The 16,734-nt window shown below is 69.3% G+C and carries 15 protein-coding genes; 7 read left to right on the top strand and 8 right to left on the bottom strand.

Going from position 1 to position 16,734, the window contains the following annotated elements; translation table 11 throughout:
* Window position 1 precedes the first annotated feature (1 nt).
* On the bottom strand, window positions 2-874 hold the full coding sequence (locus DPM12_RS11665; protein WP_112258556.1) for an ABC transporter permease: 873 nt from the start codon (window positions 872-874) through the stop codon (window positions 2-4).
* Window positions 875-965: 91 nt separating this feature from the next.
* Window positions 966-1,883: an ABC transporter ATP-binding protein gene (locus tag DPM12_RS11660; RefSeq protein WP_112258492.1), complete on the bottom strand. Its 918-nt coding sequence runs from the start codon at window positions 1,881-1,883 to the stop codon at window positions 966-968.
* A gap of 175 nt (window positions 1,884-2,058) precedes the next feature.
* On the opposite strand from DPM12_RS11660, the gene DPM12_RS11655 reads away from it, so the two are divergent.
* Complete coding sequence (locus tag DPM12_RS11655) at window positions 2,059-3,435, top strand: phosphoribosyltransferase family protein (RefSeq protein WP_112258491.1); 1,377 nt, start codon at window positions 2,059-2,061, stop codon at window positions 3,433-3,435.
* Window positions 3,436-3,464: 29 nt separating this feature from the next.
* Entirely contained in the window at window positions 3,465-4,265 is an 801-nt protein-coding gene (locus DPM12_RS11650; protein ID WP_112258490.1) for a DUF427 domain-containing protein, read from the top strand.
* A gap of 14 nt (window positions 4,266-4,279) precedes the next feature.
* Here the strand turns inward: DPM12_RS11650 and DPM12_RS11645 are convergent, their stop codons facing one another.
* On the bottom strand, window positions 4,280-4,747 hold the full coding sequence (locus DPM12_RS11645; RefSeq protein ID WP_112258489.1) for a DUF4383 domain-containing protein: 468 nt from the start codon (window positions 4,745-4,747) through the stop codon (window positions 4,280-4,282).
* Between the two features lie 79 nt (window positions 4,748-4,826).
* Entirely contained in the window at window positions 4,827-5,957 is a 1,131-nt protein-coding gene (gene ald, locus DPM12_RS11640) for an alanine dehydrogenase (protein ID WP_112258488.1), read from the bottom strand.
* Window positions 5,958-6,224: 267 nt separating this feature from the next.
* On the opposite strand from ald, the gene DPM12_RS11635 reads away from it, so the two are divergent.
* Both DPM12_RS11635 and DPM12_RS11630 read left to right on the top strand, forming a co-directional pair.
* Window positions 6,225-7,859: a PucR family transcriptional regulator gene (locus tag DPM12_RS11635; protein WP_112258487.1), complete on the top strand. Its 1,635-nt coding sequence runs from the start codon at window positions 6,225-6,227 to the stop codon at window positions 7,857-7,859.
* Between the two features lie 118 nt (window positions 7,860-7,977).
* Window positions 7,978-8,583, top strand: a complete 606-nt coding sequence (locus DPM12_RS11630) for a hypothetical protein (protein WP_112258486.1) — start codon at window positions 7,978-7,980, stop codon at window positions 8,581-8,583.
* Between the two features lie 56 nt (window positions 8,584-8,639).
* Here the strand turns inward: DPM12_RS11630 and DPM12_RS11625 are convergent, their stop codons facing one another.
* Window positions 8,640-8,987 (bottom strand): DUF8129 domain-containing protein, encoded by a 348-nt coding sequence (locus DPM12_RS11625; RefSeq protein WP_112258485.1) that lies wholly within the window; start codon window positions 8,985-8,987, stop codon window positions 8,640-8,642.
* Between the two features lie 139 nt (window positions 8,988-9,126).
* Between DPM12_RS11625 and DPM12_RS11620 the strand changes: the two genes are divergently transcribed.
* Complete coding sequence (locus tag DPM12_RS11620) at window positions 9,127-10,317, top strand: exo-beta-N-acetylmuramidase NamZ family protein (protein WP_211658851.1); 1,191 nt, start codon at window positions 9,127-9,129, stop codon at window positions 10,315-10,317.
* A gap of 13 nt (window positions 10,318-10,330) precedes the next feature.
* Here the strand turns inward: DPM12_RS11620 and DPM12_RS11615 are convergent, their stop codons facing one another.
* The gene (locus DPM12_RS11615) at window positions 10,331-11,068 is read right to left on the bottom strand and encodes a hypothetical protein (RefSeq protein ID WP_112258483.1); all 738 of its coding nucleotides are present in this window, start codon (window positions 11,066-11,068) and stop codon (window positions 10,331-10,333) included.
* Complete coding sequence (locus DPM12_RS11610) at window positions 11,065-11,898, bottom strand: hypothetical protein (protein ID WP_112258482.1); 834 nt, start codon at window positions 11,896-11,898, stop codon at window positions 11,065-11,067. Before DPM12_RS11610 ends, DPM12_RS11615 begins: the two co-directional genes overlap by 4 nt.
* A 189-nt stretch (window positions 11,899-12,087) precedes the next feature.
* On the opposite strand from DPM12_RS11610, the gene DPM12_RS11605 reads away from it, so the two are divergent.
* The gene (locus tag DPM12_RS11605) at window positions 12,088-13,194 is read left to right on the top strand and encodes a hypothetical protein (RefSeq protein WP_112258481.1); all 1,107 of its coding nucleotides are present in this window, start codon (window positions 12,088-12,090) and stop codon (window positions 13,192-13,194) included.
* On the opposite strand, the gene DPM12_RS11600 is transcribed toward DPM12_RS11605, so the two are convergent.
* Window positions 13,181-14,914 (bottom strand): gamma-glutamyltransferase family protein, encoded by a 1,734-nt coding sequence (locus DPM12_RS11600; protein WP_112258480.1) that lies wholly within the window; start codon window positions 14,912-14,914, stop codon window positions 13,181-13,183. The two genes, DPM12_RS11605 and DPM12_RS11600, sit on opposite strands and share 14 nt — an antisense overlap.
* 180 nt (window positions 14,915-15,094) lie before the next feature.
* On the opposite strand from DPM12_RS11600, the gene DPM12_RS11595 reads away from it, so the two are divergent.
* On the top strand, window positions 15,095-16,702 hold the full coding sequence (locus DPM12_RS11595; protein ID WP_112258479.1) for an L-lactate permease: 1,608 nt from the start codon (window positions 15,095-15,097) through the stop codon (window positions 16,700-16,702).
* Window positions 16,703-16,734 lie beyond the last annotated feature (32 nt).

The raw sequence follows: 16,734 nt of genomic DNA, 5'->3' as shown, positions 1-16,734 counted from the left end.
ATCATGTCGCCACCTTCTCGTAGCGGCGGACCAGCAGAGCGAAGGAGCCAGCGATGACCGCCAGCGTGACGAGCGCGAAGACCGCGCCACCGCCATTTCCAGGAGGCCCGGCTGCCGCCGACGAGCTCGCGCCGAACGCCCACACCTGGACACCGTCCACCAACGTGAACGGGGAGAACAGGCCGATCCACCCGGCAGCGGTCATGTTCCCTTCAGCATGTCCCACGATGCCCTGCAGGGCGGAGACGACGGCCGTGCTCAACGCCAGCACCGTGACGATTGCCGCGATGCCGAACCCGCGCCGGGGAGTCAACGACGCGATCAAGACGCTGACCCCCGATAGCACGAGCGCGAACAACGCCGCGCCGAGCAGCGCGAGCACGAAGTCGGCCGTGTGCTCGCCGACCGGGAACTCGGCGATCAGCGCGCCGACATACAGCACCACGAGCGGCGTGGCCAGCAGGATGAACACCCCCGTGGCCACGGCACCGGCCTTGGCCACGGCGTAGTCGACGCGCTCCAGCGGCCGCGACAGGTACAGCGGGATGGTCTTGTACCGCAGGTCGAGGGAGACAACCTGGGGAGCCTGCGCCGCGAGGAAGATGGCCGTCACCGCCTGGAGTATCACGGCGTAGCGGGAGTACGGCACCGGAAGCTGCGACATCAGGCCCTGCTGGGCAAGCACGACGGCGATGGCAGCCATGATGAGCGCGGGCATGCACATGACAGCGAACAACCCGAACGGCAACACCTTGGACCGGCCGGATCGCCCCAGCCCGTACATACCCCGCAAGTTGTGGACGAACAGCGCACGCGCAATCGCGCCGCGTCCGAGGCGCGGCCCGTTGTACCCCCGATAGCCAATGTCGTGGATGACACCCGACGGCGCCGCCGAGCCCGTCGCACCATCCGGTGCGGACCCAGCAGCCGGCCCCGCGCCGGGCTCCGGCTGCACCGGCTCGTGATCAGGTTGTTCCGGCACCGGCCACCCCTCCTTCGAAGACTTCGGCGATCCGATGCCGCCGCGGTTCGAGCCGGACCAGCCCGTGCCCAAGCTTCGCGACGGCATCGCGCACGACGTCGTAGGTCTCGTCGCCGGCCAGCTCCACCACGAGGATCCGGCCGTCCACGCTGACGTCGAGGCCAGCCGCGGTCAGCACCTCCGTGACCGCTCCGGTACCCGAGGTCACCTCCACGGCGAGCTGCTGGCTCGCCTGCGTGAACTCGGACGTCGAGGACGACCGCAACAACGAACCGCCATCGATGATCACCACGTGGTCTGCGATCCGTTCCAGCTCGCCAAGCAGGTGTGACGTGACGAGAACCGAGATGCCGAACTCCACGTTGATCCGCCGGATCAGCATCAGCATCTCGTCGCGGCCACTCGGATCCAGCCCGTTGGTCGGCTCGTCCAGGAACACCAGCTCGGGGTCATGAACCAACGCTTGGGCGAGCTTGACGCGCTGGCGCATCCCGGTGGAATAGCCACCGATCGGCCGGTAACGCTCCTCGTAGAGACCGACGTGGCGGAGCGTGTCGGCTGTACGCTCGCGTGCCGCGTTCGCGGGGATCCCGGACATCCGGGCCATGTGAACGACGAACTCGGTGGCCGAGATGTCCGCGGGCAGGCAGTCGTGTTCCGGCATGTACCCGATCTGGCTGCGCAACCGGGGACCGTCGGTGGCCGGGTCGAAGCCGAGCACGTCGCAGCGTCCGGCCGTCGGTTCGACCAGGCCCATCAAGATCTTGATCAGCGTGGACTTGCCCGCGCCATTGGCTCCGACCAGCCCGACCACTCCGGACCCGATCTGCACGGTGAGCCGGTCCAGTGCGGTGACCTGTGCGTATCGCTTGGTCAGCTCCTGGGTTGTAATTACTGGCACGGCGCCACGCTATCCCGGATCGTCCCATGCCGGGAGCCGGCACTCCCCATTTTCCGGGCTCGGACAGGATATTTCCGGGGCGTCTCGGGGATCACCCGGAGCTGGACGCCCGGTGCCTGTTGGCGCCGCGGCAAAGCGGGTATCCAGGGATGCAAGAGTCGAGGGAGAACGAGCAATGACATTCCGAGACCGCGATGATGCCGGCCGCCGCCTGGCGGCCAGGCTGGAAGGCGAGACGTTCGACGATCCGGTGGTCCTCGGCCTCCCCCGTGGCGGGATTCCGGTGGCCGCCCACGTCGCATCCGCGCTCGACGCCCCGCTCGACGTCTTCGTGGCCCGCAAGGTCGGCGCGCCCGGCCAGCCCGAACTCGGCATCGGCGCCATTGCCGAAGGCGGCGACGAGGTCGTCGTGACCGGCACCGAACGGCGGCTCGGCATCGGCCCTGACCAGATGCGCCAGCTAGCCGACGACGAACGGCGTGAACTCGCCCGCCGGGTCGAGACCTACCGCGGGCAGGCCCCGCTGCCCCCGCTGAAAGACCGCGACGTCGTCCTCGTCGACGATGGGCTGGCCACCGGAATCACGGCGGAGGCGGCGCTGCGTGCGCTACGTGGCCACCGTCCCCGCCGGCTCGTCGTCGCCGTGCCGGTGTGCCCGCAGGACACGCTCCGCCGCCTCTCCGGCGTCGCCGATGCCGTGATCGCGCTCGTCACGCCCGGCGTTCTCGACGGGATCGGCGCGTGGTATCAAGATTTCCGGCAGACCAGCGACGACGAGGTGTCCACGGTCCTGGCCGAATCCAGAGCGGCAGGTGGCACATCCGCCACGAGCGGTTCTGGCGGGACCGATGCCGGCCGGCGCACCGGCCACGATCCCCAGGAAAGCACGCCCGGTGAGCGAACCGTCGCGCTCCAGGTCCCGGACGTCGGCACCGTGTACGGGGACCTCGTCGTCCCGGATGGCGCACGCGGCGTCGTGCTGTTCGCACACGGCAGCGGCAGCAGCCGCCACAGCCGGCGCAACCGGTGGGTCGCCCAGACCCTGCACTCCCACGGATTCGCGACCATGCTGATGGACCTGCTGACCGCGTCCGAGGAGCAAGCAGACGCGCGCACCGCCCATCTGCGGTTCGACATCGGGTTGCTCGCCGAGCGGCTGGAGCTCGCCACCGCATGGCTGGCCGGCGAACCGTCGACCGGGGAGCTCCCGCTCGGCTACTTCGGCGCGAGCACGGGCGCGGCGGCCGCGCTCGTCGCGGCGGCTCGCCACCCCGAGCGCGTCGGCGCCGTCGTCTCCCGAGGCGGGCGACCGGATCTCGCCGGTGACCTGATTCGTGAGGTCCGGGCGCCGACGCTGGCCATCGTCGGCGGGCGCGACGAGCAGGTGCGAGAACTCAACGAGCGCGCTCTCGCCGCGATGACCGCACCGTACCGGCTGGAGATCGTGCGCGGGGCGACGCACCTGTTCGAGGAGCCCGGCGCGCTCGAACAGGTCGGCGATCTCGCCACGACGTGGTTCCGGACCCACCTCGACGTATCGGACAGCAGTTGACAGCACGCCAGACATGACGGGAGCGCGACATGACCCTGACTCTCAACCGTGGCCCCCTGTCGGGCCGGCCGCCCGAGGCGGTCAACTACACCATCGACGGCCCCGAGCATCGCTTGCTGTTGAGCGATTTTCCCCGCCGGGTACGGGCCATCTTCGCCGGCACGGAGATCATCGACAGCCGCCGGGCAAAGCAACTGCACGAGACGGCGTACCTGCCCCAGCTGTACGTCCCGGAAGACGACGTCCGCATGGATCTGCTGGAACCGACCGATCACCGGACTCGATGCCCGTTCAAGGGAGACGCGTCGTACTGGTCGATCCGGGTCGATGGCCGGGTCGCCGACAACGCCGTCTGGGCCTACCGCGACCCGACGGAACGGGCGTCATGGCTGGCCGGATACTACGCGCTGCAATTCGACGCGATGGACTCCTGGTTCGACGAGGACGAGGAGATCGAGGGCCACCTTCGTGACCCGTACCACCGGGTCGATGTCCGCCAATCGAGCCGGCACGTTCGCGTCGTCGCCGACAACGTGCCCGTGGCCGAGACGCGACGGCCGATGCTGCTCTCCGAGACGGGACTGCGCAACCGCTACTACATCCCGCCGGAGGACGTCCGCGAGGATCTCCTCCACACCAGTTCCACCCGAACGGTGTGCCCGTACAAGGGGACCGCGACGTACCACACGCTCCGGATCGAGGACCAGGTGTGGGAGGACACGGCGTGGTCCTACCTGGACCCCTTCGAAAACGCGCTCAAGGTCCGCGGCCACCTCTGTTTCTCCGGTCCCGGAATCGAGATCGAGATAGACGGCAGCCGGGTGGAGTGACACGAGCGGCGCGCTCAGCCTGCGGCGCGGTGACCTCCCCGTCGCGTGCTGGGGAGGAGGCCGAGCAGCACCATGGCGATCGCCAAGCCGAGGTGTAGCCAGTTCGACGCCTCGTCCAGCGGGACGATGTCAGCATCGCTTCCCCGCTCGACAAGCATGCCGTAGATGAACAGGAGGAGATAGATCAGCCCGCCAACGATCAGGTAGATGCGCGCCGGCCGGGCACCGCGCGCCATGACGATGCCGACCACGCCGAACACCAGGTGCACGACGTTGTGCAGGATCGACACGGTGAACAGCTCGAAGAGCTGGGCGTTCGAATCCGGACCTGCGAACCGCATCTCGTCGTACTCGGCGGTCACACCCGGCACGAAGCCGAGGACGCCGATCACCAGGAACGCCGTGGCGACCACGTACGTCGCCTGGCGCACCGGGCCACTCACGGCCGCCGGTCCATCGGGCTGCTCGGGTGCAGGTGTCATCCTTCCCCCTCTCGACGAGTCGTGCCACAAGGCATACCCGCCCGCGGTCAGGACATTCCCACCTGCGGGATCGGACGCGCTAGGGCTGGCCCGAACCACCCAGCACGGTCGCCACGTCGTCGTGGTCGAGGCCAAAGGTCCGCGCCACCGGCGCGTTCGTCAGCCGGCCCGCGTACGTGTTCAGCCCGCGCGCGAGCGCCGCGTCCGTGCGCAGGGCATCCTCCCAGCCGTGATTGGCCAGCCGCACGGCGTAGGGCAAGGTTGCGTTGGTGAGTGCGTAGGTCGACGTGGCCGGCACCGCTCCGGGCATGTTGGCCACGCAGTAGTACACGGCATCATGCACCCGGAACGTCGGGTCGTCGTGCGTCGTCGGCCGCGAGCCCTCGAAACAGCCTCCCTGATCGACAGCGATGTCCACCAGGACGGCACCACGTTTCATCCCGGCGACGAGATCGGTGGAGACAAGCCGGGGAGCGTGCGCTCCGGGAACCAGGACCGCGCCGATGACGAGGTCCGCGCCGAGCACGGCACGCTCGATCTCGAAGGCGTTGGAGACGACGGTGTTCACCCTGCCGCCGTAGAGAGCGTCGGCGGATCGTAGCCGGTCGAGGTCCAGATCGAGGATCGTGACGTTCGCGCCCATCCCCGCCGCGACGGCGGTGGCGTTCATACCTGCGACACCGGCACCGATCACGACGACGTTCGCGGGACGGGTTCCGGGCACACCCCCCGGAAGCACTCCTCGCCCGCCGGAGGACTGCATGAGGTGGTAGAAACCGACCTGCGGGGCCAGCCGACCGGCCACCTCGCTCATCGGCGCCAGGAGGGGAAGGCTCCCGTCGTCGCGCTGGACGGTCTCGTAGGCGATCGCCGTGACGCCGCGCTCCAGGAGAGCGTCCGTGCACGCGCGCGAGGCGGCAAGGTGAAGGTAGGTGAACAGCACCTGGCCGGGGTGCATCCGTGGATACTCCTCGGCGATCGGTTCCTTTACCTTCAGGACGAGTTCGGCCTCGTCCCACACACCCTCGGCGGTGTCGACGATCTTCGCGCCGGCGGCGAGGTACTCGTCGTCGGGAAGCGACGATCCTTCACCGGCGCCGCGCTCCACGTAGATCTCGTGGCCGTGGCCGGTCAGCTCGTGCACGCCGGCGGGCGTGAGGGCGACGCGGTACTCGTGATTCTTGCGCTCGCGGGGGACACCGATCTTCACGATGCTTCCTTGGGCTCGGCTGATACGGGCGGATGGTTCGGGTATGACGAGGGCTGGCCTCGCGGGTATGGGCCATGACCTCCCGTACCACCATCGAAGCCGAACAATGAGACGGGAGCAACAGACATTCTGTCGGGAATTCTCTAAACTTGTTTACATCCCGTAGACACACCCTCTCTCCGCTGATCATGAACACTTACGGACCCATGTGGCCGGTTAGTGTTCATGATCAGCGGAGGGGGAGGGCGAGGTGAGCGAGGAGGGGCGATGTTGCCGAGCGTCACCGATGTCGTCGCCATGCCCGAAGTGCGGCAGGGACGGCCCCGCGTCATCGCCGGCGCCAGCGGGCTCGACCGGCGGGTTCGCTGGGTACATTCTGCCGAGGTCTCCGACATCGCGCGCCTGCTTCGCGGTGGCGACCTCGTCCTCACGACAGGCATCGCGTTACCCGCCGACGACGCGGGCCTGGCCGCCTACGTGGCCGATCTCGTCACCGCGGGGGCCGCCGGGCTCATCGTCGAGCTGGGCCGGCGCTGGACCGACGAGCTTCCGGAAGCCATGGTCGACGCCTGCGAAGACGCCGGCCTCCCCCTGATCGCCTGGGCCCGCGAGGTGCGGTTCGCACGCGTCACCGAGGCCGTGGCCGAGCGCGTCGTCGATACCCAACTGGCCGAGCTGCGCGCCGCCGACCAGATGCACCGCACCTTCACCGAACTCAGTGTCTCCGGCGCGGAGCCGGCCCAGATCCTGGCCGAGATCCGGCGCATCTCCGGACTACCCGTGGTACTTGAGTCGACACGGCACCACATCCTCGGATTCGATCTCGGGGACGCCGACGTCACCGAGGTTCTGGACGACTGGGAGAACAGATCGCGCGCGGTCGTCACGGACCAGTTCGCCGAGCGCACCGCCTACGACGACGCCGCCGGCTGGCTCGTCACCGTCGTCGGGGCACGCGGGGACGATTGGGGCCGCTTGATCCTCATCTGCCCGGAGGAGCCGCCGAACCGTCTCGTCGTCCTCGCCGAACGAGGGGCGTCGGCGCTGGCCCTGCAACGGCTCGCGGCCCGGGACCGCGAGAGCCTGGAACGCCAGACCCATCGGACCTTGCTCGGCTCGCTCACCTCGGGTAACGACGTGAATCAGGAACTGGTGGCCCGATGCGCTGCCGCCGGAGTTCCGCTCGTCGACCGTCTCCTGGTCGGAATCGTCGCCCTCCCCACTGGCGACGTGCCCACGTCCGCGCCCGCGTTCGCAACTCAGGAACGGCTGCGTGACCTCGCGGAGATCACGGCCGGGACCGCACGCCGTGCCGGGATCCCTGCCCTGGTCGGAGTCGTCGACGACGAGGCCGTCCGGGCGTTGCTGTCGATGCCCCGTGACACCGGCGTCACCGGCGCCGTAGACGATCTCGCACGCCGGCTGCACCATGCCGTCGCCGCCGCGCCGCGGCCCATACCGATCGTCGTCGGCGCCGGGACGACGGTCGAGGACGCCCCGGCGGTTCGCCGCAGCCTTGCCGAGGCCCGTCACGTCGCGTCGGCGGCACTACGCGCCTCCGGCCGCGCCGACGTGGCCTGCCACCGGCTGGGAGACGTGCGGCTGCGCGGGCTGATCCAGTTGCTCCGGGACGACGAGCGGCTGACCGATTTCGCCGAGCGCGAGCTGGGGCCACTCGTCGCGTACGACCACGGGCACGGCACCGACCTGATGGCGATCCTGTGCGCCTTCCTCCAGCACGGCGGGCACAAAAGTGCCGCCGCCGATGCCGTCCACCTGTCCCGGCCGGCGTTCTACGAACGGCTGTCCCGGATCGAACGTGTCCTCGGTGTCGACCTGTCCGATCCCGAGTCGGTCACGTCCTTGCACGTGGCGCTGCTGGCTCGGGCCGGCCGGGAATGAGCGACGACGGCGACCGCGCGGCCCGGCGAGGCGAGGACGTGTACGCGAGAACGTGGCGCGGACAAACCCGACACGTGTCACGGGGAACCACGGATACCGGCAGCCACGTCCCATTCCCATGAGAACGACTGCGGCGATCCTGGTCGCGGCGGCAACGACGCTCGCGCTCGGAGTGAGCGCATGCGGCGCGGACGATGACGTCGCGAGCACCCGGCCATCGGCCGGCTCACCCGAAGCGATGCTGCGCACGGGCACCCCCGAGCCGCCGCCCTCCGGCGAGCCGCGCGATTCCACCCCGGAGGCCACCGTGTCCGACAACGCGACCGGCGATCACGAAACTCCCGCCCCCACCCCGACCGAGCGGCGGACACCGAAGGAGGTCACTCCGGAACCGAGCCCGACACCCGATTCGCCCGATCCGTCTGGGCCGCCGGTCACCGGGGAGGTACCCGCGGACTATCTCGACGAGGTTCTCGCTGACGCCGCCGGGCGCTCGGACGCGGACGAGGTCGAGGTCATTCGCGCCCGGGCCGTCCAGTGGTCGGACGGCTCATTGGGCTGCCCGGAACCGGGCAAGATGTACACCCAGGCGCTCGTCGACGGGTACCAGGTGGAGGTACGGGCCGGAGACCGGGTCTACGACTACCGGCTGGATCACAATGGCGCCTTCAAGCTCTGCACGTCACCGGCGCCCGCACCTCCCCCAGCAGACGACCGCTGGTAGCTGGCCACCAGCAGCTACAGCACGTACCCGCCGGGTGGGATCCGGACATCGCGGCGTTACCCGTGCGGTCCCAGCCGGGGTCGCTCGCGGTTGGCCGGGTCGCCGTGCGACGGCGGAACCATCCGATCGGCCTGCTTCTGTGGCCCGACGTCTTGCTGGCCACGCTCGTCCTCCGGCCGCGGATGTCCCGACGGCGGGCGCCCCGACGTCGGCTGCGCCCCGGCCTCCAGCTCCGCCATCCGGCTCGTCAAGATCTCTTCGACCTGCGGACGATCAGCGTGCGCGCGCTCGTAGTCGAGCAGCACCTGCAGGTCGTGCTCGCCCAGCGGACGGATGGCATCCCGCAACATGTCGACCGGCATCTGGTCATATCCATCGATCGGGAGCTGCTCGCGCTCACTCATCTCTCGCCTCCGAAACGGTGCGGACTTCCCCTCCCCTTACCCCGTTCGGAGCGAACTCACGTGCAAGCGACAGGAAGGACTAGCCTCGCCCGTGCATCCGCCTTCCGCGCACGCTCTCGACACAAGCGAGGACCCCTACGTGAACGAACGAACGAGAATCGGCGTCGAACGGCTCTCTGACGTCCCGAGCCTCACCGACGGAGAGCGCCTCGGCCTGATCACCAACTACACGGGGGCACTGCCCGATCTCGGACGCAACATCGAGGCACTGCTGGCGTCCGGCGTGCCACTGACCGCACTGTTCGGTCCCGAGCACGGGTTGCACGGCACGGCCCAGGCCGGGGCGAGCGAAACCGGCGCCCGGGACCCGGAGAGCGGGCTCCCGCTGTACGACACGTACCAGCGCAGCGGCCGGGACCTGGACGAGCTGGTCGCGTCCTCCGGCGTGGACTGCCTGCTCTTCGACATCCAGGACATCGGCACCCGGTTCTACACCTACGTCTGGACGATGTACGACCTCATGGTCACGGCCGCCCGCCTCGACCTGCGATTCGTCGTTCTCGACCGCCCGAACCCGATCACCGGCCGGAATCCAGAAGGCCCCTTCCTCGACGCCGCGTATTCCAGCTTCGTCGGCCGCCACTCCATTCCGATCCGGCACGGCCTGACCGCTGGCGAGCTCGCCCGGTACCTGAACCGCACCGCGGTTCCCGACGACGCCGGGCGGCCCGCCGACCTCGACGTCGTCACCATGAGCGGCTGGCAGCGCTCGATGCACATCGACGACACGGGGCTGCCATGGGTGATGCCGTCGGTGAACATCCCGACCCCGGACACGGCTCTCGTCTATCCCGGTACCGGCCTGTTCGAGGGCACCAACCTGTCCGAAGGCCGGGGAACCACGCGACCCTTCGAACTGATCGGTGCGCCCTACGTCGACGGGCGATGGGCCGGGGCGCTGAACGAGCGAGAGCTTCCGGGGGCACGCTTCCGCGACGTTCGCTTCACGCCCACGTTTCACAAACACGCGCACGAGCTCGTCCGTGGAGTCCAGGTGTACATCACGGACCGGTTCCAGTTCCGGCCCGTGCACACGGCCGTCGTCATGCTGCACACCCTGGCCCAGCTGTATCCGGGGGACTTCGGCTGGCGGGAGCCCACTGCGGGCGGTTCCCGTGCGTATTTCATCGACCTGCTCTGGGGATCGGGCACGCTGCGCGCCACGATCGATGCGGGCGACGACCCGGAGCAGACGGAGCTGGCGGGATCGCCCCGGCCCGCCTCACCCGCGGCGTGGGCAGGTGACGACGTGCTCCTCTATCACGAGTGATCAGCACGAGTGATCAGCCTGCGCGGTCGCGATAGATCTCGTCCTCGGTCAACGGCTGTCGCCACCGCTCCACGACGGGGTCGGCCAGCAACCGCTCCGCCATTCCGGCAGCCTCCGGGCGTCCGGCGTCGACGAGTGCCTGCTCCAGTGCACGCAACAGGCGCCGGGGTGTGCCGGTCGCGACGACCCACGTCTCGACTTCGAGGTCGAGGGTCTGGCCGTCCCCGCCGTCCACCTGCACGGTGCGGGCCCCGGGACGGACGCGATCCGCCTGGGCTTCGGGGACGTCACTGGCGCGCCGGCGCGCCACCCGCGGGCTGAGCCCGTCGAAGGTGATCGCCTGACTCGCGTACGGACCGGTGCGCACGTGGCGCTTGCCCTGGCCCATGCGGCGGCCGATGAAGTTGGCGCGCCGATGGTAACGGACGCGGCCCGGGTCGATCGTCGAGAGCGGGATAACGTACGGCGCACCGCCGGGCCATGCCGTGTCCAGCACGACGGCGTGATCGTACACCTTGATCCGGTTCATCCAACCCGAGAGGTAGAGCAGGACGAGGAAGAACAGCGCGACCCCGTAGTAGAACAGCCCGATGCCGATGCTCGTGACATCATCGCGGAAGATCACAGGCACGACGCCGGGAGCGACGACCAGGACCACCAGGGCAATCGGGCCGGGCCGGTGATGTTCCTGGTAGCGCAGCCGGCCAGCGGCGTGCTCGTCGAACACGTACGACCGGTGCCGGCCGCTCATCCGCGCTCTTCCCGGCCGATGACATCGGCGACGACCGTGCGCAGGCCAGCACGAGAGACCGGTTCAAGCCGGGCCACGTTCTTGTCGCCCGTCATCGAGCGCACGACCTGCACACCCGCGTCGCCGACATGCACGGACACCCGGTTCTCGATGCTCTCCCCGTCCGTGTCGAGTCCGACCGCGACAATCACGGTCACGAGGTGCGCGTCAAGCGGTTCGATCGTTTCCGTTCCCGCCGCGACATCGCCCAGCGGCACCTCCCGCACATCACCGCCAGGGTCCTCAGCTGCTGCGTACTCGGGGTCGGCGAAGGCGGCCACGGACTCGACGATACTCTCACTCGGGCCGGCCCAGAGCGTGTGCACACCGCCGGGAGATACGTCTTCCTCGACCACGCCGGCGCTTCCCTGCACGTAGCAGACTTTCGACCAGGAAGCGTGCTGCGTGCGGCGATGGGCGATGATGATCTCGGATGCGGCGCGACGGGCGACCAGGGTGGCGTGGACGTCGTCGTCGAGCTCAAGCGACACGTCGCCGCTGGTGTCCTCGATCACCGAGGACCCGACCAGGCCCCGCATGGCCAGGCCCCGCAGCGCCACGGCGAGCGCCACCTCGCGTGTGGACGCGTCGAGGGTGGTGAACCAGGGTCGTGGCGCCACCTGCGCCGAATCGACGCCATCCAGGACGGTGAGCTCCTCGTCGGTGAGCCGGACCACCTCGAACCGGCCCTCCTCCCGGGCCCGCCGCAACAGATCACCAACGAGCGACACGCCAACCCGCTCATCTTCGATACCAGACGGTGGCGTGTCCGTCGTCTCCGTCGTGTCCATCTCGTCAGCCTCCGCTCGCCGGCCAGCAGCATCGCACCGGTGCTGCCGACCGTCAACGCGCCGGCGGCACGGCCGGCACGCCCGGATCGCGACCGCGAGCGTGGGCCTCCCGGGTGCGGGTCGGCGCTACACTCGTCGATCATCCGGTGCGACCTACCATAGCCGTGGAGTCAGTACAGGAGTCGACCGATGCCTATCAGTTCTCGGCTGCGACTTGGCCAGGACATCCATGCTGTCGTCCGGCTGGAGCTGTTCGTTGTCGCTGCTGTCAGCGCCATCTTGGCCACCCGCGGTTACCTGATCCTCATGGACTATCCGCAGCTGGGAAGTGACGGCCTGCACATCGCGCACATGCTGTGGGGCGGCCTGCTCATGCTGGTGTCGCACGTACTCCTGCTCGGGTTTATCGGGCCGCGCGTGAAGGAGCTCGCCGCCTTCCTCGGCGGCGTCGGATTCGGCCTGTTCATCGACGAGGTCGGCAAGTTCGTGACAGCCGACAACGACTACTTCTTCCAGCCGTCATTCGCGATCATGTATGTCATCTTCGTCGCGCTCGTGCTGGTCATGCACTGGATGTCCGAGCGCCCGCGGCACAACCCCGCGACAGACCTCGCCAACGCGACGGTCATCGCTGCGGCAGGACAGCTGCGCGGGCTCAACCACGTCGCCCGTACCGAGGCACGGCAACTCGTCGACGCGGCCAGGACGCACGGTGCGAACGATCGCGCCGTGGCCGCGGTGCAGGAGCTGATCGAGGCGAGTCCGGCCGCCCGGCACCGAGCAGGGCGATACGCCGCCCTCCGCCAGCACGTGCTGCGGGTTGTGCGGACCATCGTGCGCAGCAGGGCCGCCTACGTCGCCGTCGGCGCCGTTCTCGCCATTCAGGCAATCGACCCACTGGTGGATCTTTTCCGGATCTTCCTCGATCAAGACTATGGGAACATCACCACGATCCGGGTCATCCGCCTCGGCTGGGCCTTGCTGACAACTGGCGTCATCGTGGCCGGTTTCCTGTACTGGCGGCGAGATCAGCAACGTGGGCTGCGCGCATTCCGGTACGCGGTACTGTTCAACATCCTGATCGGGCAGGTGTTCAACTTCGCCGTCCGGGAGCTCGATGCGTTGCCCGGTGTGGTGGTCAATCTCGTCGCGCTCGCCGTGCTGAACTACCGGCTGCGGCTACTCGAGAACCCGCCGCCGGAGCCTGCCGGCGTCGAGCCCCCGGATGTCACACCACATGAGCGAGCCAGCGGCACGTCGTCCAGCGCACCCGGGCCACCCGTCAGCGACCGGTAGCGTAACCCTGCATACCCCGGGGGTTCGCTGCAGCTCGGAGCAGGCCGTCGCGGGACCAGCTGGCCGCCGACATCCGGCCCAGCGACCAGTCATCATCCACCACCACGTCGTGCCCGCGTTCCCGCAACGCCGCGACCACGTCGTCGCCAACCCTGGCCTCGACGTGCAGCCGTCCGGGATAGGCAGCCCGGGGATAGAACGACGACGTGAAATGCGCGCTGTGCCATGCCGGTGCGTCGATGGCCTCCTGCATGTTCATGCCGTGGTGGACGTGGCGCAGGAACCACAGCAGGGACCACTGATCCTGCTGGTCACCCCCGGGGGTGCCGAAGGCGATCACGTCGCCGTTCTCGTTCCGTCTCGCCAGCGACGGCGTGAGCGTTGTCCGGGGCCGCTTGCCCGGCGCCAGCGAGTTCGGCAGCCCCTCATCCAGCCAGAACATCTGGCCTCGCGTCCCCAGGCAGAACCCGAGATCCGGGATCACCGGCGAGCCGTGCAGCCACCCACCGCTCGGGGTCGCCGACACCACGTTTCCGTGCCGGTCGACGACGTCCAGGTGGCACGTGTCCCCGCCGATCGGGCCGAGCGTCGGCTCCCCCACACCGCTCGACGCGGAGAACTCGGGAACGGGCCGAACCGACGGCAACCGCGGCGCGTAGCCTGCGGGTGCGCCGGGCCGGAGGTCACCCGTATCCGCGTCGTCGCTGACCAGGGCGCGGCGCTCGGCCGCGTACTCCGGCGAGAGCACATCGGCCAGGGGCACGTCGGCGAAGGCCGGATCGCCGTAATGGGCCTCGCGGTCGGCGAATGCGAGCTTGGCGCACTCGATCACCGTGTGGATGAACTCGGCGCTGCACGGTCCCATCGACCCCAGGTCGAAGCCGTCGAGCAACGCCAACTGCTGCAGGAAGACCGGGCCCTGGCTCCACGGACCGGCCTTGTAGACGGTGTGGCCGTGGTAATCGTGAGCCACCGGCACTTCGATGCTGGCCGTCCAGCCGGCGAGATCGTCGTGATCCAGCAGGCCGCGATGCGCGCGCCCGCTCGCGTCCATCACCGCGGTCGCCATCTGGCGCACGATCGCCTCGGCCACAAACCCTTCGTAGAAGGCCCGGCGCGCCGCCTCGATTTGCTCGTCCCGGTGCCGCGACGCGGCTTCCGCCTCGTCGACGATCCGCTGGTACGTCTCGGCCAGAGCACGATTGACGACGCGGCGTCCCGGCTCCGGCGGACCGTCGCCGTCCAGCCACAGCTCGGCCGAGCTCGGCCAGTGCTCCCGGAACATCGGCGCGACGCCCGAGATGGTGCGCACCGCCGACGCCCCGATCGGGAAGCCGCCGCCGGCGTACTCGATCGCGTATCGCAGCACCGCGCCTGGCCCGAGCGTGCCGTAGCGCTGCAGCAGCGTCATCCAGGCACCGAACGCGCCGGGCACGCAGGCGGGTAACAGCCCGGTTCCGGGGATGAGATCGAGCCCGAGCTCGCGCATCGACGCGATGTCGGCCGCGGCGGGGGCGGTTCCCTGCCCGCACACGGCGAACGGCTCCTGCGCCCGAGCGGGCCACCCCAGAATCGGCACCTCACCGCCGGGGCCGTTCATCTCGGGCTCGACCACCTGCAGGACGAAGCCAGCTGCCGCAGCCGCGTCGAACGCGTTCCCACCGCGTTCCAGGACGGCCATCCCTGCCTGTGAGGCCAGCCAGTGTGTCGAGGCCACCATCCCGACAGTCCCGGCGAGCTGGGGGCGGGTCGTGAATTCCGGTGATCGCGTAACCACGGGCACCACACTAGAGGATCGATTCGGTGACGATCGCCGATCCGGCAGCCCCGAAGCCGACCGTTATGGTTGTGCGCGTGACCGAACAGCGCCCCGTCAAATGCCGTCTCCATCGCCATCTCCATGGGTGACGCACTCTGGCTGGCCGCGCTCCTGCCGGTCCTGGCACTGTTCCTGCTCGTTCTCCTCGGCCGGTTGAAGACCGTCTGGTCGGCGGCCACCGCGCTCGCCATCGCCGTCGTGCTGGCGGTATGGCTCTTCGAATCACCCCTCGACACGCTCGCGACCGGCGTGGCCAAAGGACTCTGGCTCGGCCTGTGGATCCTCTGCGTGATCGTCCCCGCGCTGCTCCTGTACCGCCTCGCCAGCGCCGCCGGCATGGACCGGCTCGGTGAAACCTTCGCGCACTACCTTCCACGTCCCGCCGATCGAGTCCTGCTCCTGGCCTGGATCTTCCCGAGCTTCGTCCAGGGCGTGGCCGGGTTCGGTACCCCGATTGCGGTGTGCGCGCCGCTGCTGCTCCTCGTTGGCTACGACAAGGTCCGCGCCGTCGTCCTGCCCCTCGTCGGCTATCACTGGTCGGTCACGTTCGGCTCGATGGGCTCGTCGTTCTACATGGCCTCGCTCACCGCGGGCTTCGGCGTCACGGCACAGGACGCGCTGGCCACGCGTACGGCTGCCCTCCTCGCGGTCAACGCGGTCCTGGCCGGTGGTCTGGTCCTCCTGATCGACGGCGGGCTCGCCAGGCTCCGGCAAGGTGCCCCCTTGCTGCTCACAGCCGGCCCGGCCATGGCCGGAACGCTGATCGTCGGCGCCACGGCGGTACCCGCCGTGGCTTCGCTCGCCGCGGGCACGGCCGGCCTGCTCGTCCTCGTCTCGAAGCGGATCATCGAAGCGCGCCAGCGTATCGACAACGACGCCGCTGCCTCGAGCGCCGATCCGGCTGGCTCAGAGAACTCGGAAAACCCGCCGCACCGGCCCTCCCAGGCGTTCTCCGCAGGACGGTCGGCTATCATCCTGGCCCCGTACGGCTACCTGCTCCTCCTGGTGCTTCCGATTTTCCTCATTCCGCCCAGCCGCCAATTCGTCACCGGGACCCTGGAGCTGGCGCCCGCGTTCGGCCAGACGATGACGGGGCGGGGATGGGTGAACGAGCCCGTCGATGCGTACCTGCCGATTCCGCTGCTCGGCCATCCCGGTTCCTACATCGTGCTGGCCTGCGCGCTCGGCTGGCTCACGTACCGGTACACGGGCAGGTGGCGGGGCACCGACAATCGCGCGGTGATACGGGACTGGCTGACCGCTGTCCGCGGCTCGGCGCCCACCACCCTCCTGCTTGGTGCCCTGGCCATGGTGCTCGTGGACAGCGGCATGGTCACCACCCTGGCCACCGGCATCGCCGACGTCGCGGGCGCGTCCTACCCCGTCGTCGCCCCCGCCGTCGGCGCCGTCGGATCGTTCATGACCGGTTCGAGCACATCATCCAATGCGCTCTTCGCTGCCCTGCAAGCCGAGGTGGCCGGGCTCGTCGACGTGCGCCCGGAGCTGCTCGTCGCGGCGCAGGCCGCCGGCAGCAACGTCGGGAACAGCATCGCGCCCGTCGTCGTGCTGATCGGTGCCGCCGCTGTCGGCGCCGTGGACAGCGTCGGCCGGATCATCCGCCGCTGCCTCCTTCCCATGTTCGTTCTTCTCCTGGCCGTGGTCGGCGGCGTCCTCGTCCAGCTCACCTGAGCTGCGTCCGTCTCGGTTCGGCGCCCTTCCGG

The sequence above is a fragment of the Phytoactinopolyspora halophila genome, from assembly GCF_003287285.1.
GTDB lineage: Bacteria > Actinomycetota > Actinomycetes > Jiangellales > Jiangellaceae > Phytoactinopolyspora_A > Phytoactinopolyspora_A halophila.
This window is presented reverse-complemented; position numbering and strand designations above follow the sequence as displayed.

What these genes read in the sequence shown, in the direction of transcription:
- DPM12_RS11650 (WP_112258490.1), top strand. Translation starts at nt 3,465, where the DNA reads ATGACCCTGACTCTCAACCGTGGCCCCCTGTCGGGCCGGCCGCCCGAG.
- DPM12_RS11600 (WP_112258480.1), bottom strand. Translation starts at nt 14,914, where the DNA reads ATGGTGGCCTCGACACACTGGCTGGCCTCACAGGCAGGGATGGCCGTC.
- DPM12_RS11645 (WP_112258489.1), bottom strand. Translation starts at nt 4,747, where the DNA reads ATGACACCTGCACCCGAGCAGCCCGATGGACCGGCGGCCGTGAGTGGC.
- DPM12_RS11610 (WP_112258482.1), bottom strand. Translation starts at nt 11,898, where the DNA reads ATGGACACGACGGAGACGACGGACACGCCACCGTCTGGTATCGAAGAT.
- DPM12_RS11615 (WP_112258483.1), bottom strand. Translation starts at nt 11,068, where the DNA reads ATGAGCGGCCGGCACCGGTCGTACGTGTTCGACGAGCACGCCGCTGGC.
- DPM12_RS11595 (WP_112258479.1), top strand. Translation starts at nt 15,095, where the DNA reads ATGGGTGACGCACTCTGGCTGGCCGCGCTCCTGCCGGTCCTGGCACTG.
- DPM12_RS11655 (WP_112258491.1), top strand. Translation starts at nt 2,059, where the DNA reads ATGACATTCCGAGACCGCGATGATGCCGGCCGCCGCCTGGCGGCCAGG.
- DPM12_RS11605 (WP_112258481.1), top strand. Translation starts at nt 12,088, where the DNA reads ATGCCTATCAGTTCTCGGCTGCGACTTGGCCAGGACATCCATGCTGTC.
- DPM12_RS11635 (WP_112258487.1), top strand. Translation starts at nt 6,225, where the DNA reads ATGTTGCCGAGCGTCACCGATGTCGTCGCCATGCCCGAAGTGCGGCAG.
- DPM12_RS11630 (WP_112258486.1), top strand. Translation starts at nt 7,978, where the DNA reads ATGAGAACGACTGCGGCGATCCTGGTCGCGGCGGCAACGACGCTCGCG.
- DPM12_RS11625 (WP_112258485.1), bottom strand. Translation starts at nt 8,987, where the DNA reads ATGAGTGAGCGCGAGCAGCTCCCGATCGATGGATATGACCAGATGCCG.